This window comes from Staphylococcus coagulans (assembly GCF_022557135.1).
Taxonomy (GTDB): Bacteria; Bacillota; Bacilli; order Staphylococcales; family Staphylococcaceae; genus Staphylococcus; species Staphylococcus coagulans.
Genome location: NZ_CP092966.1, coordinates 101,766 through 125,908, shown reverse-complemented (window position 1 = coordinate 125,908; position 24,143 = coordinate 101,766). Strand labels below are relative to the sequence as shown.

Here is a 24,143-nt window from a genome sequence, read left to right as displayed (position 1 = left end):
AACATGAAATCGAATTGATTTCTTCATTTCATTCCCTTTTTATTTTCAATCTTCTCTACTCGCTTAAAATTATTCGTATACAATCTTTTATGTTATCCGTTTTTATTCAAACAAAATGTTTCATATTTCACTAAAAATGGAAAAGAGAGTAAGTGTAAGTTAATTTTAATATGTGAGGAGAGTTGAAATGGAAAACAAAAAGACAGATCAACTAAAACATGTAGAAAAGCACAATGAAGGAAAAGCCATGACGACGAATAATGGGGTTAAAATAAGTGAGGATGAAAATACGTTAACCGTGGGGGAACGTGGTCCAAGCTTACTCGAAGACTTCCATTTTAGAGAAAAAATAATGCATTTTGATCATGAGCGTATTCCAGAAAGAATTGTCCACGCCCGTGGTTTCGGTGCTCACGGTGAATTCAAAGTTTATAAAGACTTATCTGAATACACTTCTGCAGACTTTTTAACTCATCCTGAAAAAACAACACCCGTGTTTGTAAGATTTTCAACTGTTCAAGGTTCGAAAGGTTCCCCTGACACTGTCAGAGATGTTCGTGGTTTTGCGACGAAATTTTACACTGATGAAGGCATTTTCGATCTCGTTGGAAACGACATCCCTGTCTTCTTCATTCAAGACGCAATTAAATTCCCAGACTTAATCCATGCGGTAAAACCTGAACCCCACAACGAAGTCCCTCAAGGGGGCTCAGCACATGATACATTTTGGGACTTCTTCGCTCAAAATCCCGAATCCACACATACAGCAGTTTGGGCAATGAGTGACCGTGGTATACCTAAAAACTTTAGACAAATTGAAGGATTCGGCGTACACACTTTCCGTTTAGTCAATCGTGAAGGCCAATCCTACTTTGTTAAATTCCACTGGAAACCTACACATGGTTTAGAGTCATTAGTATGGGACGAAGCCCAAATTTTATCAGGTAAAGATATCGACTTTCATCGTAAAGATTTATATGAATCAATCGAAAAAGGCGACTACCCTGAATGGGAATTAGGTCTTCAGATTATTAAACCAGAGCAAGAATTTGACTTTGATTTTGATATTCTTGACCCAACTAAAATATGGCCAGAAGATCAAGTTCCTGTCGAAATCGTCGGAAAAATGACTCTCAATCGAAATGTATCGAATGTATTTGATGAGACGGAACAAGCTGCCTTCCATCCTGGACACATTGTACCGGGTATAGATTTTTCAAACGACCCTCTTTTACAAGGCCGTTTATTCTCATATACCGATACACAAATTTCAAGACTAGGGGGTCCTAACTTCAACCAAATTCCAATCAACCGCCCTGTCAATGAAGTGACGAACAATCAAAGAGATGCAATGCATCAAATGAATGTTCATGTTGGTCAAACGGCTTATCACAAAAATGCTTTGAACAATAACGATCCCCATACGACACCTAGAGAAGAAGGTGGCTATGAACATTATCAAGAAAAAGTTGAAGGTCGTAAAATTCAAAAACGTAGTGAAAGTTTCAAAGACTACTACAGCCAAGCTAAACTTTACTTAAATAGTTTGACGCAGCCTGAATATGACCATACGGTAGATGGTTTTTCATTTGAAATAGGTAAATGTAAATCAGTGATGGTAAAACAAAATGCGGTTAATCAATTGAATAAAGTTGACCGTACATTAGCAGAACGTGTCGCTGCGAATGTAGGTGTCGAAGTCCCTGAAGAAAATGAAGAAGTACAATCAGACGCGAAAGATAGTAAACTCACAATGGAAAAATTCGATATTCCATTGCCTGGTCATTCTGTTGCTGTTCTGATTAATGGCAATATCAGTGAAGAAACGTTGAAAGCTTTTGCGAAAACATTCACTGAAAACAAACTCAATTATGCTTTTGTAGGAAAACAGCCTAAAAACATTAGCGAAGAGTTCGGTATCACTGAAACCTTTGATACCGCTCACCCAACACTTTTTGATAGTGTCTTTGTGTTGTCAGATGACTCAGATTTATTACCTGAAGTTGAAGAATTTGTTGAACTCACATACAAACATCATAAACCTGTCATTGTCGACCGCTCAGCATCAGAAAAACTAGGTCATTCAAAGATAAATATTCATGCGTCAGGTGTCTTTATCTCTAATGAGCCTGAAGTTATTGTTGAAGCTTTCGCTAGAGCAAGATACTGGGACAGATAAACTAAAATAAAGTACTTTTAAACTGTGTATATCGGTGCATCACGCACCGACTGCACAGTTTTTTGTTGTTTTTTAACAATAAAGAAGGCTGAGGAGGCCCTCTCGGAAAGCAAAGTCATACAATACGAAGTTTAATCATAAACAAAATAACACTCAGATGATTTTCTATTAAAAATCATCTGAGCGCTATTCATTTCGGAATTGATGTCCCAACCGTTTCATCAATCGAACATATTGAATTATTTCTGAAGACAGCGTTGATAAAACGAACTTAATGCTTTATTTTGCGTGCGCTTAAACTGTTCATTCGGTGCCAAGTTTGGATCTTTATCATTATGATCTTTTGGGGCAAAACCTGAAGAAAGCGTCACGTCCTTCCCATTTTTAAAGGTATATTCATAAACTTGACCTTCTTCAGTGAAAATATATTTAGTGATGGGTTGATTTAAATCTGCCACCTTGCCATAACCTTCAATATTCGATAAGTCAGAAGCGGATGAATCAAATCCAGTCTTTTTATCTTTAGAAGTATAAACCACCGCACCGGTTACCGCATGAAAATCAAAATGCTGACGTCCCGGCTTCCCATTATCATTAATTTGAATTGCACCTTGATCTGTCATCGCATACCAGTCACCAGTTGAAATACTACTTGTACTGAAATAACGATTTGAGACTGCCCTTCCGTCTTCTTTTGCCATTTTGGACAGCTTTTGAATGACTTCCGCTTTGCTTTTCTTTTTCTTTTCATCTGAAAATTTGGACGCTTGCGGTTGATTTTGTTGAACCGCTGTTGTAGCTTTATCCTTTGCGCCACTTTTTGAGTCTACTTGGCTATGACTACAACCCATGAGCAAGACCATACAACACAACGGCATCCACAACACTTTCATACGTACTCTCATACAGACTTCGGCTCCTTTTCCAAGGCAATCATTGTGCCTCATCGCATCAACAAGCGACATTTAAATACAGATAGATTTCTACTTAGTCTTTACTAATTCCAAATTCATCTACCAATTGAATATGACGTTGTTCGCCTTTGCTAATGTCACCGCTTAATTGATAAATTTTCACTTTGAGTTGATTTCCTTTCACTTCATAAACGGAGAAGTTTTGATTAGAAGAATCTCTATTATTTTCATGCTTATCATTAAAAGCATCTGTTTTTTGTGGTTGTTTTCCTATTTTAAATAAACTATTGTAATGAGCTAATTTCTTTTGATCTAACCATGACAGCTCAGGTCTTACTTTTTTAATATGTGCCAATGAACGATCATAAATACTATCATATTCTTTTGTTCCACCTGTATTCGGTAGTACATAGACTGCACCTTTAGGATGGTCATAATACGTCACTTGATCTTGACCTACAAATTGTTTTGCATCCTCTTTTTTCGCATTCACAAAACTATTTTTAGTCGACGTGTGTTCCAAAGGATACGTACGTGACAATACATGATCGTGACCTTGCAACACAAGATCCACATCTAAATCATCTATCGTCTTTGTCAATTCATCTCTAATTTTTTTCACATCTTTATCCGAAAGGGCATGGTAAGATTTAGAGTACATTGGCTTGTGTAAATTCAAAATAATCCATTTCGCGCCATTTTGTCGGGCTTTTTTAATATCTTTTTTAATCCATTTCATCTGTGTTTTACCGATGGCTTTTTCATCTGGATTATCTTTAGATTTTTTATTATCATTTGTATTCGCAACGACCATATGCGCGCCATTATAATCAAATGAATAGTATGAACCACCATTTACAGCATGGTTTGCTTCAGGCACATTCACATGCTCATTAAAAGCACCTAACAATTTATCGTCATCTTCATTCAATGCATATTCGTCATGGTTACCCGCTGCCGCAACGACAGGTAATGACATAAATGAAGGACGTGACTTTTCATATAAATCTTTCCATTCATCTTCTACTTGCGCTGTTTCAACAAAATCACCTGTATGTAACGCAAAATTAGGATTTCCAGCTGTTTTTATCGCATTTTTCAGTGTATCTGCACCAAATGCCGCTTCATTTCTAACGTGTTCATTCCAAAATGCGTTTTGGGTATCCGTATATTGAATGAAGCTGAATGCATCGCCTTTGTCTCCACCCGTTTTAAATGTACCGACTTGACTCTTCTTTCCTTTTTCGCTACCCACTTTATAATAATATTGTGTATTCGGTTTTAAATTTTTCGCCTTTGCTTTATACGTATATTCTGGTTCACTGATTAAATCGGTTTCCCCATGTTGATCCCCACTCGTCCACGCTGGACCCCCTACATTTTTGTCTGTATAATAACCGTTCACTTTAGGTTTCCCATTTTTCTTAACGGGCTTACCTTCATCATCCTTTTCAATATCCTTGAAAATAATGTTACCTGCTTTATCTCTTTCAAGATATTTAGAGTTTACCTTTTTAGATTTTGCTTTGAAAGTTTTGGCATGTTTAAAATCTTTCGATTGAGAAACCCAAACTTTGGCATCTTTAAATTCATCCGTCGTATACCAACTAAATCCCATTTCAGATTTTGTTTTCCCATTGATGTTCGTAATGATACGATTCGGGTGATTATTCGTCGGGACATCAGCGACTTTAGGTTTCTGATGTTGTAACTGTATTTTCTTCTCTTGTGACTGTCCTTCCCCGCTATTCGCGCTCGCATCTACATGACTTGGTGCGACCGTCGTTACAATAATACTTGCACTCATCACAGCACTCAATACGAATGACTTTCTTTTAAACCCTTTCATAAAGAACCTCCCACAGTCTTTTTATTATGTACAATATCATCTTAGCAATCACATTTTAATTTAAAGTAAATTTTATTAAGACAATATAAGAATTGCGTTACTGTTTGTATTGAGTCCATGTGGGATGGCTTAAACACATTGCTTAGTTATTTGCATTTTTATAATTTCAAAGATGATCTGACATATTCAACAATGTTGCTGCGTTTTGATACATCATTTTTTCTTTCTGTTCATCAGATAACAGTGAGGTTGTCGTTATTTCATCTGCAAGCGACGTCACTACTTTTTCTATGGTATACGGTGTATCTGAACCATAGACAATTTTATTTTCATCCGCCATTTCAAGTAATGGTTTTAATTGATAAGGTAATACTTTCCCAGCTAAATCAAAGTATAAATGTTGCATGACTTGTGCAAAATCATCAGGCTGTTCATCATAGTGAAATATTGCATTGGCCATTTTAATGCGTTGTACGATGACAGGCAATAATGCACCACTGTGAGGCACAATCCATTTAATATTCGGATAACGACTAAATGTCCGATTTTGATTCATAAATACAATCGCTCTCGTCGTATCAAAGAAAAACTCCATTAAAGGTGTGAGCACTTTCGCTTTAATGGCATCATTCATCGGCTGAGGTTCATTCGGATGAATGGCGACGATCGCATGACGTTCATTTAACTTTTCAAATATCCGATCTAAACGTTGGTCACCAAGATAAATGCCACGTGCATTTGTCGGTAAGAGGAAGCCTTTCGCATGTTGCGCATCTAACGCACGATCAATCATTTGAATACTTTCTTCTAAAGGTAAAGGGAGCGAAGCAAAAAAGCCTATCTTGTCAGGATATTGAGACGCGAGTTGCGCCCCGTATGCATTCATTTCTTCTGTTAAATCCAACATTTCATAATCTGGCGCCACACTTTGATGCGGCCCTGCAATAGATAAAATGCCATAATCGATAGTCATCTTCTTCATCAATGCCAAATAGTTTTCAATAGAAAAGTAAGGTGTCGCAACACCGGCACCTTTGCCATCAAAATAATCATCTAAAAACTTTATAAAACCCGGTGAAAAATAATGCGCATGTAAATCAATCTTTTTCATTATACACACTTCTCTCTTTTTATGATGTGCTCGATTGGCTTATGGAGAATAGCTCAACTTTAGCATAACAATTGCAACTAAGTATGTTTACAATTTTAAATAATAACATTATTTATACTTTATATTATATGATTAAAACATCTCCGTCACAAATGTTCACCTTTAACATATTACTGATAAAATTACACCCCTGTATATTTACATGCATTCTTTATCGTCTCTATGTGTTGTTCATAGCTTTTTGGTGATGTCACATGCCCTTGTAATGATAGGTGCATTATCATTTTCAATAGCGTATTTCGTTCTAATTGGAATCATCGTATATTTAATTTGAACATTTTCAGTCTAACAGTATTTTTTATTTCTCTCATACTCAAATATACGCCTTTTAAACTTGTAACCAATGATGTTCATCAAACACAATTTTATCTGGCTTTGCATAATCTGTAATCATATAATCAATAGCCTTAAATGCATTGATTACAAATGCTGCTTGATTATCTCTTTTTGTACTATCTGTGACTAAAAACGTTTCTACACTTTGTTGAATCATAGTATTGCTCACCAATGCCTCTTCTAAATCATATTCATAGATACTTGTTGTATCAAAGGCACCACACGATAAGAAAGCTTTATCGAATTTAAATTGTTGTAATAACTGATTGGTTAATGAGCCGCGTACGACATCCTGTGCTGTATTGGTTTTTCCTGGCAACATTATAATCTCCGCATCTATCCGCTGTTCCTCAACCGCTTTGTTCAACTCCGTCACAGTAATCAACGATGGCGTGACAAATGTACAATTAGAAAGATGATTTAAATATTTTGGGATACGTCCTGTGGTTGTGCCACCATCTAAGACAATTATTTCACCATTTCGAATGAACTGGGCAGCCTGCATGGCTAAGCGTTCTTTCACGGCTGCTTGCTTTTGCCATTTATTAACAAAAGACTGTTCTTTATTCAAATAATTATATTTTACTGCACCACCATGAATTCGAGTTACTTTTTTATCTTCTTCAAGTTGCTCTAAGTCTTTTCGAATCGTTTCCGGTGTGACTTCAAAATATAAAGCCAGATCACTCACAAATACTTTCCCATTAGTGGCAATACGATTACAAATCATCTCTAGCCTAGATTTCTTTTTATACATGTGCGCCGACTCCTATCTTTGATAACTTCAATTTCCATCGCCCTTTGTGCCATCTTCTCAACATGAGAAAGAAGCGTATACTTTCTTCAAAAATATTAGTAAAAATCATTCCAGTATAACCCCAACCCAATCTCATAGAGACAAAGTATGAAATAGGGATTAATAGACACCACGTCGTTATGATATTGATGCAAACTGGATAACGCACATCTCCCGTTATATTGAGCAAATCTACAATATAATTATTCACTGCTCTTATAGGCTCTAATAAAATAAAACAACATAAGTACAATACAGTAAAATGAAAAACCGTTTCATCAATGAAATACCGCCCTAACATATAGAATACTCCAACTAAAGTCGTCATAATCACTACAGAACGTGTGGCATTAATGACTAATCCCCGATGTACGCTTTTAGTCAACACAGTAAACTTTTTACGTGCCATTAATTTACCCAAATAGATTTGGCTTGCCATACTGTATGCCATCGCCACACAAAATGAAACATTGCTCATCGCCACTGCTAACGTTTTAGATGCAACAACTTCTGTCCCTATAATAGCTAAAAAAGCGACCATTATCGTTTGGGCAAAGTGATATGAAATTTGTTCACCTGCCCCAGGAAGTCCTAATGAGAGCACTTTTTTACTCTTGAAACGATTCAGCTTAAAATTTTTTAATTGAGGTCTATACATTTTGATTAAATGATAACCTGCATAAAACATCCCTAGCATCCGAGTAATCAACGTTGCAATGGCCACAGCTAATATAGGCTGTCCAAAGTAATCTACAAAAACGAATAAAACGAGATAATTCAATACAATATTGATGATATTCATTCCAATTGTTGTTTGTGCAGCAATATGTGCTAAATTTAAAATTCTTAATAAACTACTCACTAACATTTGTGTTGTTGTTATCCCAAATCCCCATAAGAATACAACGCCAAATTGATAAGTTATCTCAAAGATCTCCTGTGGCACATGCATAAAAATGAGCATTTTATGATAAGTGAAGTGCGCGATGAGGCTGATCAATATGGAAAATACGAAATTCAGCGTTAAACTGTGATAGATTTCTGATTTAAGTTCACTCACTTCATACGCTTTTTGATGAACTAATCGAATCGAAACACCTACATGTATCACCGTAATTATAAATGTTAATAACATCATAAGTTGTGTATTAATACCAGAAACTGCAATGGCTTTCGTATCATAAGCACTTAACATTAACACATCGATTTGGGTCATAAGCATCATAAACAGCTGTTCAATAAGAATAGGGACATAGAGTTGTCTAAACCGTAACTTAGAAACGTTGATCATATTCTACTATCTTCGTTCGATAAGGTTGATATGGTGATAAATCAATGAGTCTTGCACCTCTATTTACATCTCCATAGCAGTTGAATCCACTGATACGACCATAGTTCAAACCAATACCATAATGATTGAAACTAAAATCATTGTCATGGTCATGTCCACAAAACATCCCCTCAATATGACCTAAACTTAACATTTGTGCAAACAAGCCTGAATTCACTGTCGGACAACCAATCTCTTCATTAAATATCCCCCTATAATTTTGGGTTGATGCAATCGCTTGATATTCTGGTATAGGAATATGTGTAAATACCAAATTATGATGCAACATCAACTTACTTTTATCTTGATAGTACTTTTCAACCTCACTCATCCAAGCAATATGCCCTGGATGAATATAGGCATATTCACCAACAGCAGACTCACTGTAATCCCCACCATCAATGATATATAAAAGATGTGACAGTTCGTTTTCATGAAATATTTCTACCACATACGCTTCTTTATCATCAATCAATTTTGAGTGGTGTTTATCAACATAACGCTTAGAGATTGCCGCTTCCATATTCCTCAAATCACTTCGGCGCAATTGATTTTCAATATCGTGATTGCCAAATGTGGTCGCTATTTGGGTATCAAATTGATTTAAGAATATTAACAAAGATTTGTATGTGTTAGCAGCATCCATCACACCTTGCGTCCATATTTGATCACCTGTAAACACACACAAATCAGGGTGATACGTCGAAATCATTTGTTCTAACAATTTAAAAGTCTTTTGATCTTTCTCATCATGATTTGAACTTAAATGCAAATCTGTGAACTGCAATATTCTGAAGAACGACATTTTTACACTCCTTTATTCTTTAGTAGAACCGATATTGACTCCCTTAACAAAATGTTTTTGTACGAATGGAAATAACAAAAGGATAGGGATAATAAGCAAAACAATCATTGCCATTTGCAGTGAATCTCCTGTAATCGTGATACGCTCTATCATCTGATATGCCCCTGATTTTTGTTTAAGCGCATTGGCAATAGATTCTTGACTTGTCAACATATCTTGTAAAACTGTAGCTAAAGGCTTTAATTTGGGATTTCTGACAAAGAATGCACCTGTAAACCAGTCATTCCACTGACTTACAGCGTTAAAGAGCGTCACTGTTGCAATCACAGGTTTACTCATTGGTAAAATGATTTTCCAAAATATTTGCCAGTGATTACAGCCATCTATACGCGCTGCTTCGATAACACTATTCGGTATTTGAGAAAAAAACGTACGCATAATCAAAATATTATAAACACTATACAATGAAGGAATAATATAGACCCAAAATGTATCAGTTAAACTTAACTGGTTCAGCAAAATATACAAAGGAACAACACCTGCATTGAATAACATTGTAAAAACTAAGAAAAATGTTATCATCCGTCGAAAGGGTAAAGTTTTGATTGTTAATACATAAGCTGCCATTGCTGTGAGTATGACACTGAGGACCGTTCCAATTAATGTTTTAGCCAAACTAATCAACAACGCATTCAAAATTGTTCCTTGTTTAAAAATTTCTTTAAAATTATCTAATGAAAACGTTCGTGGCCAAAACGTGATGCCTCCTCTTTGCGCGTCCGTCCCACTGTTAAAAGCAAGTGCAACAATATGAAGCATGGGTAACACAATTGATAATGCCATAATGATAATGATTACCCAGGAAATACTGCGAATGATGATACTACTCCAATCATGGTTGATTTTCATTGATACTCATCCTTTAGAATCTTATTTGTTCCCCATCTTTCATTTTCTTTTCAATCATTTTTTCAAACTCTGGTAAGCCCGCTTGGTCGAGTTTATTTTTAGCATCTTTCAAAATACGTTCAGATTCTTTATCTGTTGCTGCATAATATGCACGTTTTATAGATTCATCATATTCATCCAATGCAATCTCTAACTCCTCACCTTTATCAAATTTAGGTAAGAATGATTTCACTGTTAAGCCATCAATCACTTTGGCATGTTTTAAATGTTCATCATAATGCCATGCATCTGCCATCTTTTCCGGATTTGTTTTACCTTGTGCTTTACGAACATGGTCCCCGTACTCTCTTTCACCAAAATCTGCCTCGTTATCTATATCTGTAAGTCCAAGATGGTCTGCCCAATATGCACCTGCCCCGCGAAAACCTCTTTTTTTAGCTTTATCAGGATGAGTTTCGATTTCTTTTAATACTTCTTTTTTTACAAGTGGATTACCTTTTTTATCCAAAGTGTAATCGCGCCCTTCAATTCCATATTGGCCTAACAATTTCCCTTCACGACTGGCTAAAAAGTCAGCTAATTTGACGACGTCTTCTGGGTGTTGCGTACTTTTAGGAATGGACCACCCTCCGTAACCCGACTTATACGGTAAATTCATTTGATAAGGTCCTCTCACTGTATTCAAAGGCCCAAGTGGCACGTATTTCATATTTTGATTTTCAGCGACATAATTGTGTAAGTCAGAGACAATACCCCAAGATCCGTTAACAAGCCCTTCTTTCGCTTTGTTTTCAGGCATCGTATAAAATTCTTTTGTCATCAATCCTTGGTGCATTAGCGATTTAACATATTTGACACGTTGCATACCATAATGCGTATCAGCTTCATGTTTTACCTGCCCATGATCAAGTTGGAACTTTTCATCCGCTCCCCCTGTCCATACCAAATCACTATAAAAAGCTGTTCGATCACTACCACCCCAAGCCGTTGGACCAATAGGGGTAATAGCTTTACCGTTCTCATCTTTAAAATGATGTGCTTTGATTTTTTCTGCTAATGCTTTCATCTCTTCCGATGTTTTAATTGAACTTGGATCTATATGAAGTTGTTCTGCAATATCTTTACGTATGTAAGGACCTCCTACCAGCTTTCTGCCCGGATCTCCTGGTTTTCGATTAATATTCATGTGAACGAAATAAGTCCCGTTTAAATCTTTTGGAAACATAATATTTTCACGCGTATCTTTAGGCAAGTAATCTTTCTGTAAATATTTTTTATAAACTTTTGTATCTTTTAAAAGTGGTTTTAGATCTGTTAATTGACCTTGTTTCGCGGCTTTATTCAACACTTTCATCTCTGGACGCCCACTATTATCCAAATAGTAAACGATGAAATCTGGTAAGTCTCCAGAAGCCAGTCCAGAAGTTAAAGCTTCTGTCGCATCGTCACCTGATGCCGTTTGAAGTTCTAAAGTAATACCTGTCTTTTCTTTTAATTCTTTTGCAATGGCTTTATTCATTTCAGGAGATGCATCATTTTTGCTTTGAAAAACAAGCCCTGTAAGTTTACGATCTGCAATCCAAGTATCAGGTTTGTCCTTTGCATCTGCTTTTCGTTTTTCTTCATCTTGGTCCTTGCCACAAGCTGTTACAAATACAATGAGAAAGGTCAACAATACAATACTTATTTTTTTAATATGTTTCATCATTTTCTCCTTAATATAATGATGTATTTAATTTCTTATTGGCAAAACGATTTACAACTACTACGAGCAATAATCCTATCAAACCTTGTAACAAACCAATTGCAATCGAATAACTGAAATCTCCTTGTTGAATCCCTGTACGAATCACGAAAGTATCAAGGATCTCTGAGTATTTTGCATTACCGGGTGTTTTTAATAAGTAAATTTGATCAAACCCTGCTTTCAAAATATCTCCCAAAGATAAAATGAACAAAATGACAATTGTAGGGGATAACATTGGAAGTGTAATATGAATGATTTGTTGCCATTGATTTGCACCATCGATTTTGGCAGCTGCATATATTTCTGGATTAATCCCCATTATTGCAGCAAAGTAAATAATGGAGTCCCAACCGACATTTTTCCATAAGTAACTTGAAAACATAATCGTATGAAAATATTCAGGATTCATCATAAAATAAGTTGACCCGTCTCCTCCAAATTGCTGCATTAATTGATTAATCAAACCACTATCTGGAGCTAGTATTTTTTGAAAAATACCAACGACAACCACCCAAGATAAGAAATGAGGAATGTACATGATTCCTTGAAAAACCCCTCGAAAACGTCCTAATTGGGTCTGCGCAATTTCATTAAACATAATTGCCATAATGATCGGAAACGGTAGCGCTAATACGAGTTTCATTCCGCTAATCACTAATGTATTAATAATAATTTGATAACTTTGTCCATCAGAAAAGAAACGATTGAAATATTTAAGTCCTTCCCATTGTCCACCGAAAATTATCGTATCAAAACGAAATGATTTGAATGCTAAAATTAAACCCGCCATCGGAACATAGTTGAAGATAATAAAAAAAAGTAAACATGGTAATAACATAAAATATAGCCCTTTATGTTGCCAAAATCGACGTAATAAAGACGTTTGTGTAATAGCATCCTTTCTCTTTCCGGGGCGTAAAATCTTTTTCATAGTACTTACTCCAATCCATTGATCTTATTAAATAACAATTTCTTCAGAAGCGGTGTTTTGTTTCTGTAACAATACTTCACCCGTTTCACTATGAAAACAGTGACAATCTTTTCTTTGCATCCCTAGGTGAATGCATTGTCCTATCTCTACATCGGTTTGGTTATCTGCGGATATAACAATTTCTGTTTCTCCTTGCTTACAGTGGATACGTTTTGTTGCACCGATTAATTCTACTAATACTACTCGCCAATCTGGCATTTGAATCTCACTTTCCTTTAAGTCTTTTATATCTGAAGCAAAATGAATATACTCTGAACGCACCCCAAGATTGAAATGTTGCTGTGTCATTCCATTGAAAATATGTACAGACGCAATAAGGTGCTGATGAAAATACCAGCCCTGTTCATTTTGAACAACCGGTATGATATTCATAGCTGGATGACCTATAAAAGTGGCTACAAATTGATTTTTAGGGTAATGATAGATTGCTTCGGGTGTTCCCACTTGTTGAATCACACCTTCTTTTAGCAAAACAATTTTAGTTGCCATCGTCATCGCTTCAATCTGATCATGAGTGACATAAAGGGTAGTTGCTCCCATTTCTTTATGTAATTTGACAATTTCCGTGCGCATATGCGTTCGTAATTTAGCATCTAAATTAGAAAGCGGCTCATCCATCAGAAAAATTTTGGCATCGCGTACAATAGCTCGTCCAAGGGCTACACGTTGTCTCTGTCCACCAGAAAGTGCTTTCGGTTTTCTATCTAACAGGTGGGTGATTTCTAAAATATTTGCAGCCTCTCGAATACGTTGATCGTAATGTTTTTTCTTTACACCACGCATTTTCAAACCAAAAGCTAAATTATTATATACCGTCATATGTGGATATAGTGCATAGTTTTGAAACACCATGGCGATACCACGGTCTTTAGGCGGGACTTGGTTTAAACGTACGCCATCCACATAAATCTCACCCTGGCTCACCTCTTCCAACCCTGCAATCATGCGTAATGTCGTAGATTTCCCACAACCAGAAGGTCCGACAAGAACAACAAATTCTTGATCTTCAATTTCTAAGTTAAAATCTTTAACCGCATAATTATGGTCATCATAAATTTTGTTCAAATTTTTGAGTGTAATCATACCTTCACTCCCTTCAATAGGTTTTACAATTCAATTTTAGTTCTGATATGTTAAGTTAATATATTGTTTCAATAAAAAAAGATTAAAGTCCAAATTTTTGTTTATTATTTTTCAAAAGTTTTTCTCTTTAAACGTATCAAAACTACAGCAATATCATTGAAGTTCAAAGCAAAGATATTTCAAAAACTTTTACATTGAAATCATAAAATTCATATGTGCAACATAAAATAAAAGTGAGTAAAAATGATGGCATCAACTAAAAAACAAGTTGACATCCGTAGCAATTGTTTTACTTAAACGCATCAAAAGCGTGCGACAGAAACTGATTTAGTTTACCTTAAAGCTCAAACCCCTTAATCTTTCTCACATAAAAAAACTACTCACATTTAACCAATAATGTGAGTAGGCGATTCTAGTCGATTAAATTGTAATCATCACTATCAATCTTTGGGAAATTTTTAATGATACTCGATTCTTTGATATACTGTACGTCATAAATCATTGCCATACAATAAAGAAAAAGAATGAGCGTTCTTTCGTCAACTTGACCTGATAAATAATGTGTTTTTAACGATTCGTATAGATGTTTTTCTGAAGGTCTACACACTTTTTTGAAATAGCCCCACATATGGCTCAATGCATTGATAACAGACCCTTTCGTCGGCTCAATCGCCAAGGCTTGATCAATCAACGCTTTTACTTCGTCATAATTGCAGTCGCCTTTTAACGTGGTTCTAATACGGTTGTAACTATTTTGATGATGCCACATGACCTCATACTTATACGTTTTCCACAGCACTTCAATTTCATGTCGACGTGAAATGACAACCCCTCCTCATTTGTTCTTATCTCGTTTATCCTATTGTAGCGATTTCGTACTGATTGATACACTTTCACGCTTGTTTCAATCGATACGGTGACCTCTGTGGCTCAATTTTTATATAAAAAAAGCGTGAGGCAGAAATTCAATTTCTCTCATTTCCGCCTCACTGCTCTGTATATAGTGTGTAAATATGTCTTAATATTTTATATAAAACCGTTAAATATTCGCATTATTTATACTGTGTCTTAACTTCTGCAATCGCATCATCCATACTCATGTTTGATTTAATTGCGACACTTGCGATAAAACTACCTTCTACAATAGGTGCTTCAATTTTTTCAATTCGATGTGGACCTTCATACATTTCTAAAACTGTATCAAGGTTCATACCTGCTGAACCAATATCATAGAAACATAACGCATCATCTTTTAAATTGTTAATTGCTGAAAAAATACGATTAAAGTCTGTTCCTATTTCTTGATTTTCTAAGCCACCTACTGCGACGATGTTGACGCTGTTGTCTGTCATTTGGCCATTTAATTCTTTTACACCTTCTGCAATTTTGTAACTATGACTGACAATGACGATAGATGTCATAATGATTCGCCCCCTATAATTGCGTTTAAGATATAAACGCTACTTTGAGCGCCAGGATCAATGTAGCCTTTTGATGCTTCATTGAAATAAGAAGCGCGTCCTTTGGTTGCTATCATGTCTTTTGTTTCATTTGCATAAGATTGTAACTTTTCAAAATCAACGTTTTCGTTATTTTCTAATGCTTGTCTTGTGCGTTCAATGACATCATACATTGTTTTTTCATTTAATTTAACTTTACCACGTTGTTGGATGCCCTCAGCGAATGCAGTAATGACTTGTTTTAAATTTTCACTGTCCATTTCATCTTGCACTTCATTCGCCATTTTAATAAAACCAAATCCGTATAAAGGTCCAGACGCACCACCGATATTAGACATTAATGTCATTCCTGTAGATTTAAATAATGATTTCATGTCTTTATCATCGATTTTATCTTTTAAATGTTCAAAACCTCTTAGCATGTTCACGCCGTGATCACCATCACCGATCGCTCTATCTAAATCAGTTAATTCTTCTTCTTTTTCTTTAAACTGATCTGCTAAATCCAGTAATCTTACTTTCATTTCTTGCACATTCATTTAAGTCACCTCAAAAATTTAAAACAATGATTATTCGCTTAAAAGTATCGACTTGCTGTAGGTGCAACTAAAGCTTCACCTAAATCTTCACTATATGGAACAATTGTAATTGAGAAGCCTTGCATATCTAAAGAAGTCATGTAATCGCCTACGAACCATTGTTTAACGTCAAAGTTGTGGTCTTTCAATTGTGCATCTAAATATTTAGCCACAATATTCAATTCTGATAACGGTGTACCACCCATACCATTGACCATTACAATGATATCTTTCTCTTTGACTTCTTTTAGTAATGTATCTAATAATCGTTCAATAATAATATCTATCGGTTGAACTGCTTCTCGATGTAATCCTTTTTCACCATGAATACCAATACCGATTTCCATTTCTTGATCGTCGATATCAAAGCTGTATTTACCAGTTGTTGGTACCATAGGTGAAGTTAAAGCCATACCAATACTTTTAATTTTCGGAATGACTGTTTCAACTTTTGCTTTAATGTCAGCTAACGAAAAACCATTTTCAGCTAAATAACCTGCATATTTATGAACCCAAACTGTACCAGCGACACCACGGCGTTTTTCTGTGTCAGAGACCGCAACATCATCACGAATAATGACACTTTCAACTTGAATGTCTTCCATTTGTGCCATTTCTTGAGCCATTTCAAAGTTCATTACGTCGCCAGCATAGTTTTTGATGATGAGTAAAACACCATCTCCTGTGTCTACGGCTTTAATGGCATCAAGAATTTTATCTGGTGTTGGAGAAGTAAAGATTTCACCGCAAACTGCAGCGTCTAACATTCCTCGTGCAACAAAGCCTGCATGTGCAGGTTCGTGACCACTACCACCGCCAGATACGAGGGCCACACCTGATTGCTTTTTATCTTTTCTCACAACAACCGTATCTGATATTAATTCCACCTCCGGATTCGTTGTGATAAGTCCATCTAGCATATCAGCTAAGATTTGGTTTTTGTCTTTGATTAATTTTTTCATACTCAAATTACTCCTTTGAATAGAAATGACTTCTAGACAGTTCATCGACTGTTAAAATGGCATCTGCAATTTCATCTGCTGTAATTTTATCGCTAAGGTTAGCAAATGTATCATCTGGTGACAATGCACGTTCACCTACACTTACTAAATCTTCATAGCTTTTATCGTCGATGTGAAGGCCTTCTAAAGTTGTTGGCATGTTAATGCTACTTAGGAATCTTTGATATTTTAAGAATTTTTCTGTTGGTGCATTTTCTAATACTAATTGGACTAAAATACCATATGCGACTTTTTCACCATGTGTTAAGTGATGGATGTTACCTTGAAGCGCCGTAAAACCGTTATGGATCGCGTGTGCCGCAGCAAGACCCCCATTTTCAAAACCTAAACCTGAAAGTAAAGTGTTCGCTTCAATCACTGCATCAACTTGAGGTGATACAACATGTTTTTCAACCGCTGTATATGCACTGAGGCCATATTCAAAAATAGTTTCTTCACATTTTTGAGCAATTGCTAAGCTTGCCAATGAAGGGCGACCATGAAACATATTCTTACCTTGACGACGTAATGTAGATTCAACTTCTAACAATGTCGCTAAACCATCACTCATCCCTGAAGCAAATAGTCTTACTGGGGCTTGTGCAACAATTTCAGAGTCGACCATAACTGTGTCAGGGTTTTTTGGATAAAATTGGTAACCGCTGAACACACCGTCTTCTCTGTAGATAACTGAAACGGCAGCAGTAGGTGCATCCATTGAAGCTGTTGAAGCGAAGTCAATGACACTTGCTTTTAATGCGTAACCTACAGCTTTACCTGTATCTAATGCTTTACCGCCACCTAAACCGATGACAACGTCAACACCTGATTTTTTATAAGATTCGACAATACGATTAATTTCATCTTCTGAAGATTCACCTTTGAATACTTCATAATCATATTTCACATTTTTGTTGTTGGAAAAACTTTGCTCAATTTGATTTTTCGTAATATCCCAAACAAGACTATCTGAAATAATCAATGCGTGTGTACCTAAACGTTGTGTCTCTTCAGCAATTGAATTAATAACGCCTTTCCCTTGTACATATCTTCCTGGTGATTGAAAAATTAATTTTGACATACGAATCCCTCCAAAATAGTTATAATTAATAATCTGATTTGAAACCAAATTATCACTAACAACAGATAGAATGAGTGTGAATGGAATCATACCCCTTTTTTTCGCCCTAATATGTTTACCCGTTTTTTCGTAAGAATACATTAATTTTTTAATTTAATTGTTAACATTTTGTTAACGAATCACAAGATATTGGTGTTTATTATTTAAAATGTACTTTACATAAACAGTTCAAAATAAAGATTTTCTTTTTTTGAATAAACGCGCACTAACTTTAGCTTTCAAGGGCAAATAATACAGACGAAAAAATAATTCTCATCATTAATTTGCTTTCAAAATAACATTATCTATTATATGAAAGCGTTTTAAATCGAATAACAAGTATATTATCTCACTTTAATAATAAATTTCACTACCATTTATTGACAAATTTCAAAACTTTTTAAAAAATATAACATGATTAAGATAAATATATATTTTATAATATGGGGAAAGGGCTTGGTTCCGCTATATTGTCGGAAACAAACTCTTATATTAATACGTGGCAAACAAAAATTGATTCTGTTCCACTTCATATAAAACTGCTTGATTGTCTAATTTGAAAAATATTTATTAATCAAGTTTTTCTAAAAACTCACTGAAATGTTTTAAATCCGTTAACTGAAAATTACATTTTTCGCTATTATGACAAATATAATTGCCTCTTGCCGTGTAACGTCCGTCACTAGAACTATGTGTCTTTTTCATAAATAGAGACACGTTGGACTCGGTATTACAAATCGAACAAAATACTTGTTGTTTTAATTGTGTTAATCCGATGTTAATCTAAAGTAAAATTAATTAAGAATTTATATTATAATAAAAACAAAATCTAATATTTGATAAGATGTTTACACATAGGAAATGGTAAGGGAAGTGCAAAAATGGACGGACAATTTTTACAAATTGAGAAGAGATTTCGAACAGAAATTGAAGGATTACGTTTTATTGCTGCATTATTAGTGGCAATTTATCATATCTGGTTAGGCAGAGTGTCAGGCGGTGTCGATGTATTTTTTATTATTTCAGGTTACTTAATCACTGCATCGATCATTTCTAAAATCAACAAACAAGGTTACCTTTCTTTTTCCAAGTATTTCGGTGGATTACTGAAGAGATTACTTCCTAACGTACTTGTTATCTTAACTGTTGTTGCTATCGCTACCTTTTGGATTATTCCAAGTTCAATCCACGGTAAAACGATAAAAGAATTAATCGCATCATTGTTTTATTATCAAAACTTACAGCTTGGATTTTCACATACGGACTACTTAAATTCCGAACAAGCGAAAACACCTTTAGAACATTTTTGGGCAATGTCTATTCAAGGTCAATTTTATGTTATATGGTTTATATTATTTTCATTTATCGTTTTATTATGGAAGAAGCTTAAAACGATACATATTCACACAACAATCAACATCATACTTATTATCCTTTTTTTAGGTTCACTCACATTTTCTATATTTCAAACGAGTACAAATCAACAGTTTGCTTATTTTAATCCAGTCGCACGTGTTTGGCAATTTGCATTAGGGGGTTTAGTCTACCTTAACCTTTTCAAAATAAAAATTCCTGTCATGTTCTCGAATATACTGGGTTGGATAGGTTTAGTGGGCTTAATACTCACCGGTATCATTTTTGATGTCTCAACGATGTTTCCTGGTTATGTTGCATTGTGGCCAATGACATGTGCAATACTCATCTTATTATCTGGCAATGATCCATCACATTTTGGGGTTGAAGCTTTATTAAGTCGCCCAATCCTCATGAAGCTAGGTGGCATTTCTTTCGGAATTTATTTATGGCATTGGGTGTTATTATCGTTTTATAAATATACCATTGATACACATATTTCTACCCTTATCGGTATAGGTATCATTTTATTAAGTATAGCACTGAGTATTATCACAACAAATTTAGTTGAAAAGCCTATACGACATAGTTTCGGTAAGCCTGTGTTTATGAGGTTAGGTGCTTTTTTTACTGTTGTATTATGCTTGATTGGAACCCTTGGATTTAACTACAAATTGAATAATCCTACTTATGTAAAAGACGTTCCACCAAATCATGCTTTTCCAGGTGCAACAGCCAAAGCAGATTACCAAAATAAAAAGAACATCTTGCCTCGTATTAAATATATTACTAATGATAAATCTGATGCTTATGATGATGGAGGCATGATTTACCAAGGTGCAAAGGTCAAACCATTAACATATGGTCAAAAAGACGGTTATCAATATCATATATTGCTTGTCGGCGGTTCCCATTCGAGTCATTGGCTGGGAGCACTTCAACAAATTGCTGAAAAAGATAAAATCAAAATCACGCACCTTTGCAAAGCGAATGCTCGTTTTACAATGGGTGAACAAGATGCATTGTCCCAAAAATGGATGGAAAACACGAAAGACTACATAAAAAAACATAAAGATGACTATGATTTAGTATTTACTACAGCTGATGTCGGAAATGACGAAGAAACCGATGTCCCACAAGGCTTCATTGATGCATTTCGTTATTTAGAATCACTTGATTTACCTGTCTTTGCAGTACGTGATACACCAAGATTAGATATCAATGCAATCGAAGCTTATGAAAAAAATAAAAATGTGACCATTGATGTTTCTAAACAACTTCCGGACAAAAACTTTCAACCAATGGAAGATACAGGTGCAAAAGTCTATGATTATAACAATTATATTGCGCCTAATCACACTTTCAAGCCTGTAAGAGGAAATATATTTGTTTTCTTTGACTCCAGTCATATGACGAATACATTTTCAAGAACGCTCGGCCCAGTTATTAAAGATGACCTTATGCGTGAACTTCAAAGTGCTTAGTATTTTTTCAGAACAGAAGCCTTACCTTAACTGTAAAAAATCATGGGAACGGTACATCATCATATTCATGCAATGCTTAGACACGCTTGCCTAGACGCCTCGTCTCAACTCACCAACGCTTGATTGTACGCTTACACATTTGAAGTGTTGGGGTATTTTCGACTTCGGCTGATTTCACTGCCTTCTCGCTTAAATTGACAATTATGAGACTAAGCCTATGTCGCTTGAGTAGTTGATAGTCATTGAATACGATATCAATCCCATTTTTATAAATGATTAAAAGTCATAGTCACTGATTTTTTTACCGATTTTCAGGCGATTTCAAACTATATCACAATGGATTAAGGTGGTAGACTTCAATGTCCTGTCTCCTTATTTTAATAAGTTATAAACCAATGTCCGTTCCCCATAATTGATGGGATAATAATAAAGCTCTATGTTACAGTATAATGTTTTACATTCTAAATTTTTTATTCGTGTCCTTCGCCTTTATTTCCAATTAATGCACCGCTTCATTTCCTTTGAAATAACAAATATAATAATAAAGGGACAATAATAAAATCAGGTACTCATCTTATCACTCTCAACCCAAAGAGATGTGTTTATCCTTAATATGGAGGCTTCATTTTGGCAGAAATTTTGAATACTTTTTATCACAATTATCAATACAAAGGAAAAATGGAGAGAACCTTAGTTCACAAAAATTCGGAATGGCACGAAACGTTTCAATGCATTTTTACGTCAAAAGATTCTATATTATTTCAACAAAGGAATGTCGCCTTACATGACTATCCTGGGCTGATCGACGTCACTGTCGGTGGCCATATCAAATGTGATGAGAAGATGTCAGATGGTATTCGAGAAATAAAAGAAGAGATGGGATTAGATATTTCTTTTGAAAGACTTCGGTTTTTATGTACACTTCCCGAAAGTCTTGAAGGGCTCTTCACCGATAAAGAATTCATCCATATTTACACGGTAGAAATCACGGATGATGAAATCGACGCGATTGCGTTTCAAGATGATGAGGTACAATCATTATACCGAATTAATAAAGATGAATTTAGCAAATTTTCGAAAGGTCAAATTGAGACGATCAATGGCGTCTCACTGGATAATCAAACATCTCGATTTTTCACTCAATCTGACTTTCTCCCATACTCTTCAGCATATTTCACTTGTGTCTCGGCTTTAATTGAACGTAATTTGTAATAAGATTAAAGGAAACTAGAAATCAAAACATAAGAATAGATAAAAAGAGGGGCAGCGATCGTATAGATTGCTGTCCCTCTTTTTATGTTGCTAAATATCATACATTATATTCCGTTACTTGGTCCTATATTTTTAAATTGCTGCATGACATAATCCCTACTTTTTTTATGATCTACAATTACTTCGGGATAGTCTTTACCAATTTCAATGTGATGATTTTCTTTTAATTGCGCTTTGTATCGCGTTGGATGGTGAAGATATTGAGGACGTACATCATCGAAAACCTCTAATTCGGACTTTATAAAATAACCATTCGGGTCAAAACGTTCACTTTGACGTATGGGATTAAACATTCTGAAATAAGGCACGGCGTCTGTACCCGTTGACGCTGACCATTGCCAACCGTGTACATTCGAAGCATTATCATAGTCTAAGAGATATTGTCTAAAGTATGCTTCACCCCAAGTCCAATCAATAAATAAATGTTTCGTTAAAAATTGAGAAACAACCATTCTCAAACGATTGTGCATCAGGCCTGTACGGTTGAGCTTCTTCATTGCAGCGTCTACAATCGGATAGCCCGTTTGTCCACTTTTCCACGATTCAAAGTGAGATGGATTGTTCGACCACTGCATCCCTCGATATTTTTCAGAAAAAGATTGAGTCGCCGTTTGTGGATATTTTGTCATTAATACATAATAAAATTCACGAAACATCACTTCTCTTATAAACGCTTCGTAATTAATCTCATCACTATCATAACCCGCTAATAAATCATTCATAACCTCACGAATATCGAGTAAGCCATACGCTAAAAATCGACTTAAACCACTTACATAATCTTGTGAAATGTCATCTGTGCGCCTTTTATAATCAGATATATCTGTATTTAAAAATGTTGCCCAATCTTGACGTGCGCTTTTTTCCATATCTTCACTATCATTTATCTGCAAATGCGCCTGATTTGTGCCTTTTTCTGCAATTTTGGCGACCTGCTTGTATGCATCCGCTTTATAATGCCTATGTACTAAATTTTTACGATTCGCTTTATAAAAACTCGTAAACACTTTATACGGTTGCTGTTGCTGATTCAACGTTTGTGAGGGTTGAAAATAGTGATTAACACGTTGCCCGATAACTTTAACTTGATGATTCTCAAAAGCACGTTTCATATGAGGATAGTCATAAATCGATTGATGATAGCTCATGATATCTTGTGGCATTAATACATGAGATAACGCTAAATCATCGACGAGCACACCTAATTGGTCATAGTTAAGCATGTGGGGGTATATCTCATGTTGATTTAAAGTATGTACAAAACCTTTAACCACTTTTTCATAATCATCACGCTTCACATTTGCTGCATCAGATAAATCTTCTATCGTTAAAATTAAATAAAGCTGATCTATCTCATTTTGATGCTGAATCACATATTCAAATAATGGATTGTGTTGCATTCTAAAAACTCTGTTAAGTATCACACCTAGACGCATACAAAGCCCCCTTTATTGTTGTGAATACGACATATACTTTCCTGCTGATTCATCTTTAAAAACATTTCCTGGGAAAAGGTCCAACTCAGGCATCGCTTTCAGATTAACCATCTTTGTCAAAGATTAATCTTGTATATCGTATCATAAATCCTCTCTATTCTCAGACAGACAATCCCTGTAAGGCAACCCATCCTGTTCGGTCATCTCAGCACAATTTCTTATTGCCGTTACCATCATGCTATTAAAAATTTTCACCATCAAAAAAGAGTAGAACAACGAAATCACATCGATTTCAGTTGTTCTACTCCCTAATCGTTTAATGACACGCT

At 35.3% G+C, this 24,143-nt stretch carries 19 protein-coding genes and 1 pseudogene; 3 read left to right on the top strand and 17 right to left on the bottom strand.

The genetic code is table 11. From position 1 onward, the window contains the following. Positions 1-187: 187 nt before the first annotated feature. Positions 188-2,179 (top strand): catalase, encoded by a 1,992-nt coding sequence (locus KM149_RS00580; RefSeq protein ID WP_182280826.1) that lies wholly within the window; start codon positions 188-190, stop codon positions 2,177-2,179. A gap of 239 nt (positions 2,180-2,418) precedes the next feature. Here KM149_RS00580 and KM149_RS00575 read toward each other — a convergent pair whose 3' ends face one another. From KM149_RS00575 to KM149_RS00500, 16 genes and pseudogenes are all read right to left on the bottom strand, one after another. Next, positions 2,419-3,084, bottom strand: coding sequence for a hypothetical protein (locus tag KM149_RS00575; protein ID WP_241415432.1), 666 nt, complete (start codon positions 3,082-3,084; stop codon positions 2,419-2,421). 82 nt (positions 3,085-3,166) lie between these two features. Further along, positions 3,167-4,942: a purple acid phosphatase family protein gene (locus tag KM149_RS00570; RefSeq protein WP_214970635.1), complete on the bottom strand. Its 1,776-nt coding sequence runs from the start codon at positions 4,940-4,942 to the stop codon at positions 3,167-3,169. A 166-nt stretch (positions 4,943-5,108) separates the two neighbouring features. Next, a complete protein-coding gene (locus tag KM149_RS00565; RefSeq protein ID WP_214970637.1) occupies positions 5,109-6,053 on the bottom strand; it encodes an amidohydrolase family protein in 945 nt (314 codons plus the stop codon). Between the two features lie 388 nt (positions 6,054-6,441). Next, positions 6,442-7,206 (bottom strand): DeoR/GlpR family DNA-binding transcription regulator, encoded by a 765-nt coding sequence (locus KM149_RS00560; protein ID WP_214970640.1) that lies wholly within the window; start codon positions 7,204-7,206, stop codon positions 6,442-6,444. Beyond that, a complete protein-coding gene (locus KM149_RS00555; protein ID WP_214970643.1) occupies positions 7,199-8,536 on the bottom strand; it encodes an MATE family efflux transporter in 1,338 nt (445 codons plus the stop codon). Before KM149_RS00555 ends, KM149_RS00560 begins: the two co-directional genes overlap by 8 nt. Further along, on the bottom strand, positions 8,520-9,380 hold the full coding sequence (locus KM149_RS00550) for a metallophosphoesterase family protein (RefSeq protein ID WP_165545360.1): 861 nt from the start codon (positions 9,378-9,380) through the stop codon (positions 8,520-8,522). The genes KM149_RS00555 and KM149_RS00550 overlap by 17 nt, the downstream gene beginning before the upstream one ends. A 12-nt stretch (positions 9,381-9,392) precedes the next feature. Further along, on the bottom strand, positions 9,393-10,289 hold the full coding sequence (locus KM149_RS00545) for a carbohydrate ABC transporter permease (RefSeq protein WP_241415431.1): 897 nt from the start codon (positions 10,287-10,289) through the stop codon (positions 9,393-9,395). Positions 10,290-10,302: 13 nt separating this feature from the next. Further along, the gene (locus tag KM149_RS00540; RefSeq protein WP_165545362.1) at positions 10,303-11,994 is read right to left on the bottom strand and encodes an extracellular solute-binding protein; all 1,692 of its coding nucleotides are present in this window, start codon (positions 11,992-11,994) and stop codon (positions 10,303-10,305) included. Positions 11,995-12,004: 10 nt separating this feature from the next. Then, positions 12,005-12,967: an ABC transporter permease gene (locus tag KM149_RS00535; protein ID WP_165545363.1), complete on the bottom strand. Its 963-nt coding sequence runs from the start codon at positions 12,965-12,967 to the stop codon at positions 12,005-12,007. A gap of 27 nt (positions 12,968-12,994) precedes the next feature. After that, positions 12,995-14,110 carry an ABC transporter ATP-binding protein gene (locus tag KM149_RS00530; protein WP_216342069.1) on the bottom strand — a complete coding sequence of 372 codons (1,116 nt, stop codon included), beginning with the start codon at positions 14,108-14,110 and terminating at the stop codon, positions 12,995-12,997. Between the two features lie 412 nt (positions 14,111-14,522). Further along, positions 14,523-14,879, bottom strand: a complete 357-nt coding sequence (locus tag KM149_RS00525) for a DUF1722 domain-containing protein (protein WP_207554623.1) — start codon at positions 14,877-14,879, stop codon at positions 14,523-14,525. 283 nt (positions 14,880-15,162) lie between these two features. Then, positions 15,163-15,531, bottom strand: coding sequence for a dihydroxyacetone kinase phosphoryl donor subunit DhaM (dhaM, locus tag KM149_RS00520; RefSeq protein WP_016425786.1), 369 nt, complete (start codon positions 15,529-15,531; stop codon positions 15,163-15,165). Then, the gene (dhaL, locus tag KM149_RS00515) at positions 15,528-16,109 is read right to left on the bottom strand and encodes a dihydroxyacetone kinase subunit DhaL (protein ID WP_060829163.1); all 582 of its coding nucleotides are present in this window, start codon (positions 16,107-16,109) and stop codon (positions 15,528-15,530) included. Before dhaL ends, dhaM begins: the two co-directional genes overlap by 4 nt. A 38-nt stretch (positions 16,110-16,147) precedes the next feature. Next, positions 16,148-17,110, bottom strand: a complete 963-nt coding sequence (gene dhaK / locus KM149_RS00510) for a dihydroxyacetone kinase subunit DhaK (RefSeq protein ID WP_214970646.1) — start codon at positions 17,108-17,110, stop codon at positions 16,148-16,150. A 7-nt stretch (positions 17,111-17,117) separates the two neighbouring features. Continuing rightward, complete coding sequence (locus KM149_RS00505) at positions 17,118-18,230, bottom strand: glycerol dehydrogenase (RefSeq protein WP_182280830.1); 1,113 nt, start codon at positions 18,228-18,230, stop codon at positions 17,118-17,120. Between the two features lie 609 nt (positions 18,231-18,839). Beyond that, positions 18,840-19,016 (bottom strand): annotated as a pseudogene (locus KM149_RS00500) (elongation factor G-binding protein); the annotation flags it as partial. A 134-nt stretch (positions 19,017-19,150) separates the two neighbouring features. On the opposite strand from KM149_RS00500, the gene KM149_RS00495 reads away from it, so the two are divergent. Beyond that, complete coding sequence (locus KM149_RS00495) at positions 19,151-21,106, top strand: acyltransferase family protein (protein WP_214970649.1); 1,956 nt, start codon at positions 19,151-19,153, stop codon at positions 21,104-21,106. 627 nt (positions 21,107-21,733) lie between these two features. Continuing rightward, positions 21,734-22,318, top strand: a complete 585-nt coding sequence (locus KM149_RS00490) for an NUDIX hydrolase (RefSeq protein WP_214970652.1) — start codon at positions 21,734-21,736, stop codon at positions 22,316-22,318. Positions 22,319-22,422: 104 nt separating this feature from the next. On the opposite strand, the gene KM149_RS00485 is transcribed toward KM149_RS00490, so the two are convergent. Then, complete coding sequence (locus tag KM149_RS00485; protein WP_214970662.1) at positions 22,423-23,814, bottom strand: cryptochrome/photolyase family protein; 1,392 nt, start codon at positions 23,812-23,814, stop codon at positions 22,423-22,425. Positions 23,815-24,143: the final 329 nt, after the last annotated feature.

Coding starts and splice junctions, on each gene's coding strand:
- KM149_RS00580 (WP_182280826.1), top strand. CDS start 188: ATGGAAAACAAAAAGACAGATCAACTAAAACATGTAGAAAAGCACAAT.
- KM149_RS00575 (WP_241415432.1), bottom strand. CDS start 3,084: ATGAGAGTACGTATGAAAGTGTTGTGGATGCCGTTGTGTTGTATGGTC.
- KM149_RS00570 (WP_214970635.1), bottom strand. CDS start 4,942: ATGAAAGGGTTTAAAAGAAAGTCATTCGTATTGAGTGCTGTGATGAGT.
- KM149_RS00565 (WP_214970637.1), bottom strand. CDS start 6,053: ATGAAAAAGATTGATTTACATGCGCATTATTTTTCACCGGGTTTTATA.
- KM149_RS00560 (WP_214970640.1), bottom strand. CDS start 7,206: ATGTATAAAAAGAAATCTAGGCTAGAGATGATTTGTAATCGTATTGCC.
- KM149_RS00555 (WP_214970643.1), bottom strand. CDS start 8,536: ATGATCAACGTTTCTAAGTTACGGTTTAGACAACTCTATGTCCCTATT.
- KM149_RS00550 (WP_165545360.1), bottom strand. CDS start 9,380: ATGTCGTTCTTCAGAATATTGCAGTTCACAGATTTGCATTTAAGTTCA.
- KM149_RS00545 (WP_241415431.1), bottom strand. CDS start 10,289: ATGAAAATCAACCATGATTGGAGTAGTATCATCATTCGCAGTATTTCC.
- KM149_RS00540 (WP_165545362.1), bottom strand. CDS start 11,994: ATGAAACATATTAAAAAAATAAGTATTGTATTGTTGACCTTTCTCATT.
- KM149_RS00535 (WP_165545363.1), bottom strand. CDS start 12,967: ATGAAAAAGATTTTACGCCCCGGAAAGAGAAAGGATGCTATTACACAA.
- KM149_RS00530 (WP_216342069.1), bottom strand. CDS start 14,110: ATGATTACACTCAAAAATTTGAACAAAATTTATGATGACCATAATTAT.
- KM149_RS00525 (WP_207554623.1), bottom strand. CDS start 14,879: ATGTGGCATCATCAAAATAGTTACAACCGTATTAGAACCACGTTAAAA.
- dhaM (WP_016425786.1), bottom strand. CDS start 15,531: ATGACATCTATCGTCATTGTCAGTCATAGTTACAAAATTGCAGAAGGT.
- dhaL (WP_060829163.1), bottom strand. CDS start 16,109: ATGAATGTGCAAGAAATGAAAGTAAGATTACTGGATTTAGCAGATCAG.
- dhaK (WP_214970646.1), bottom strand. CDS start 17,110: ATGAAAAAATTAATCAAAGACAAAAACCAAATCTTAGCTGATATGCTA.
- KM149_RS00505 (WP_182280830.1), bottom strand. CDS start 18,230: ATGTCAAAATTAATTTTTCAATCACCAGGAAGATATGTACAAGGGAAA.
- KM149_RS00495 (WP_214970649.1), top strand. CDS start 19,151: ATGGACGGACAATTTTTACAAATTGAGAAGAGATTTCGAACAGAAATT.
- KM149_RS00485 (WP_214970662.1), bottom strand. CDS start 23,814: ATGCGTCTAGGTGTGATACTTAACAGAGTTTTTAGAATGCAACACAAT.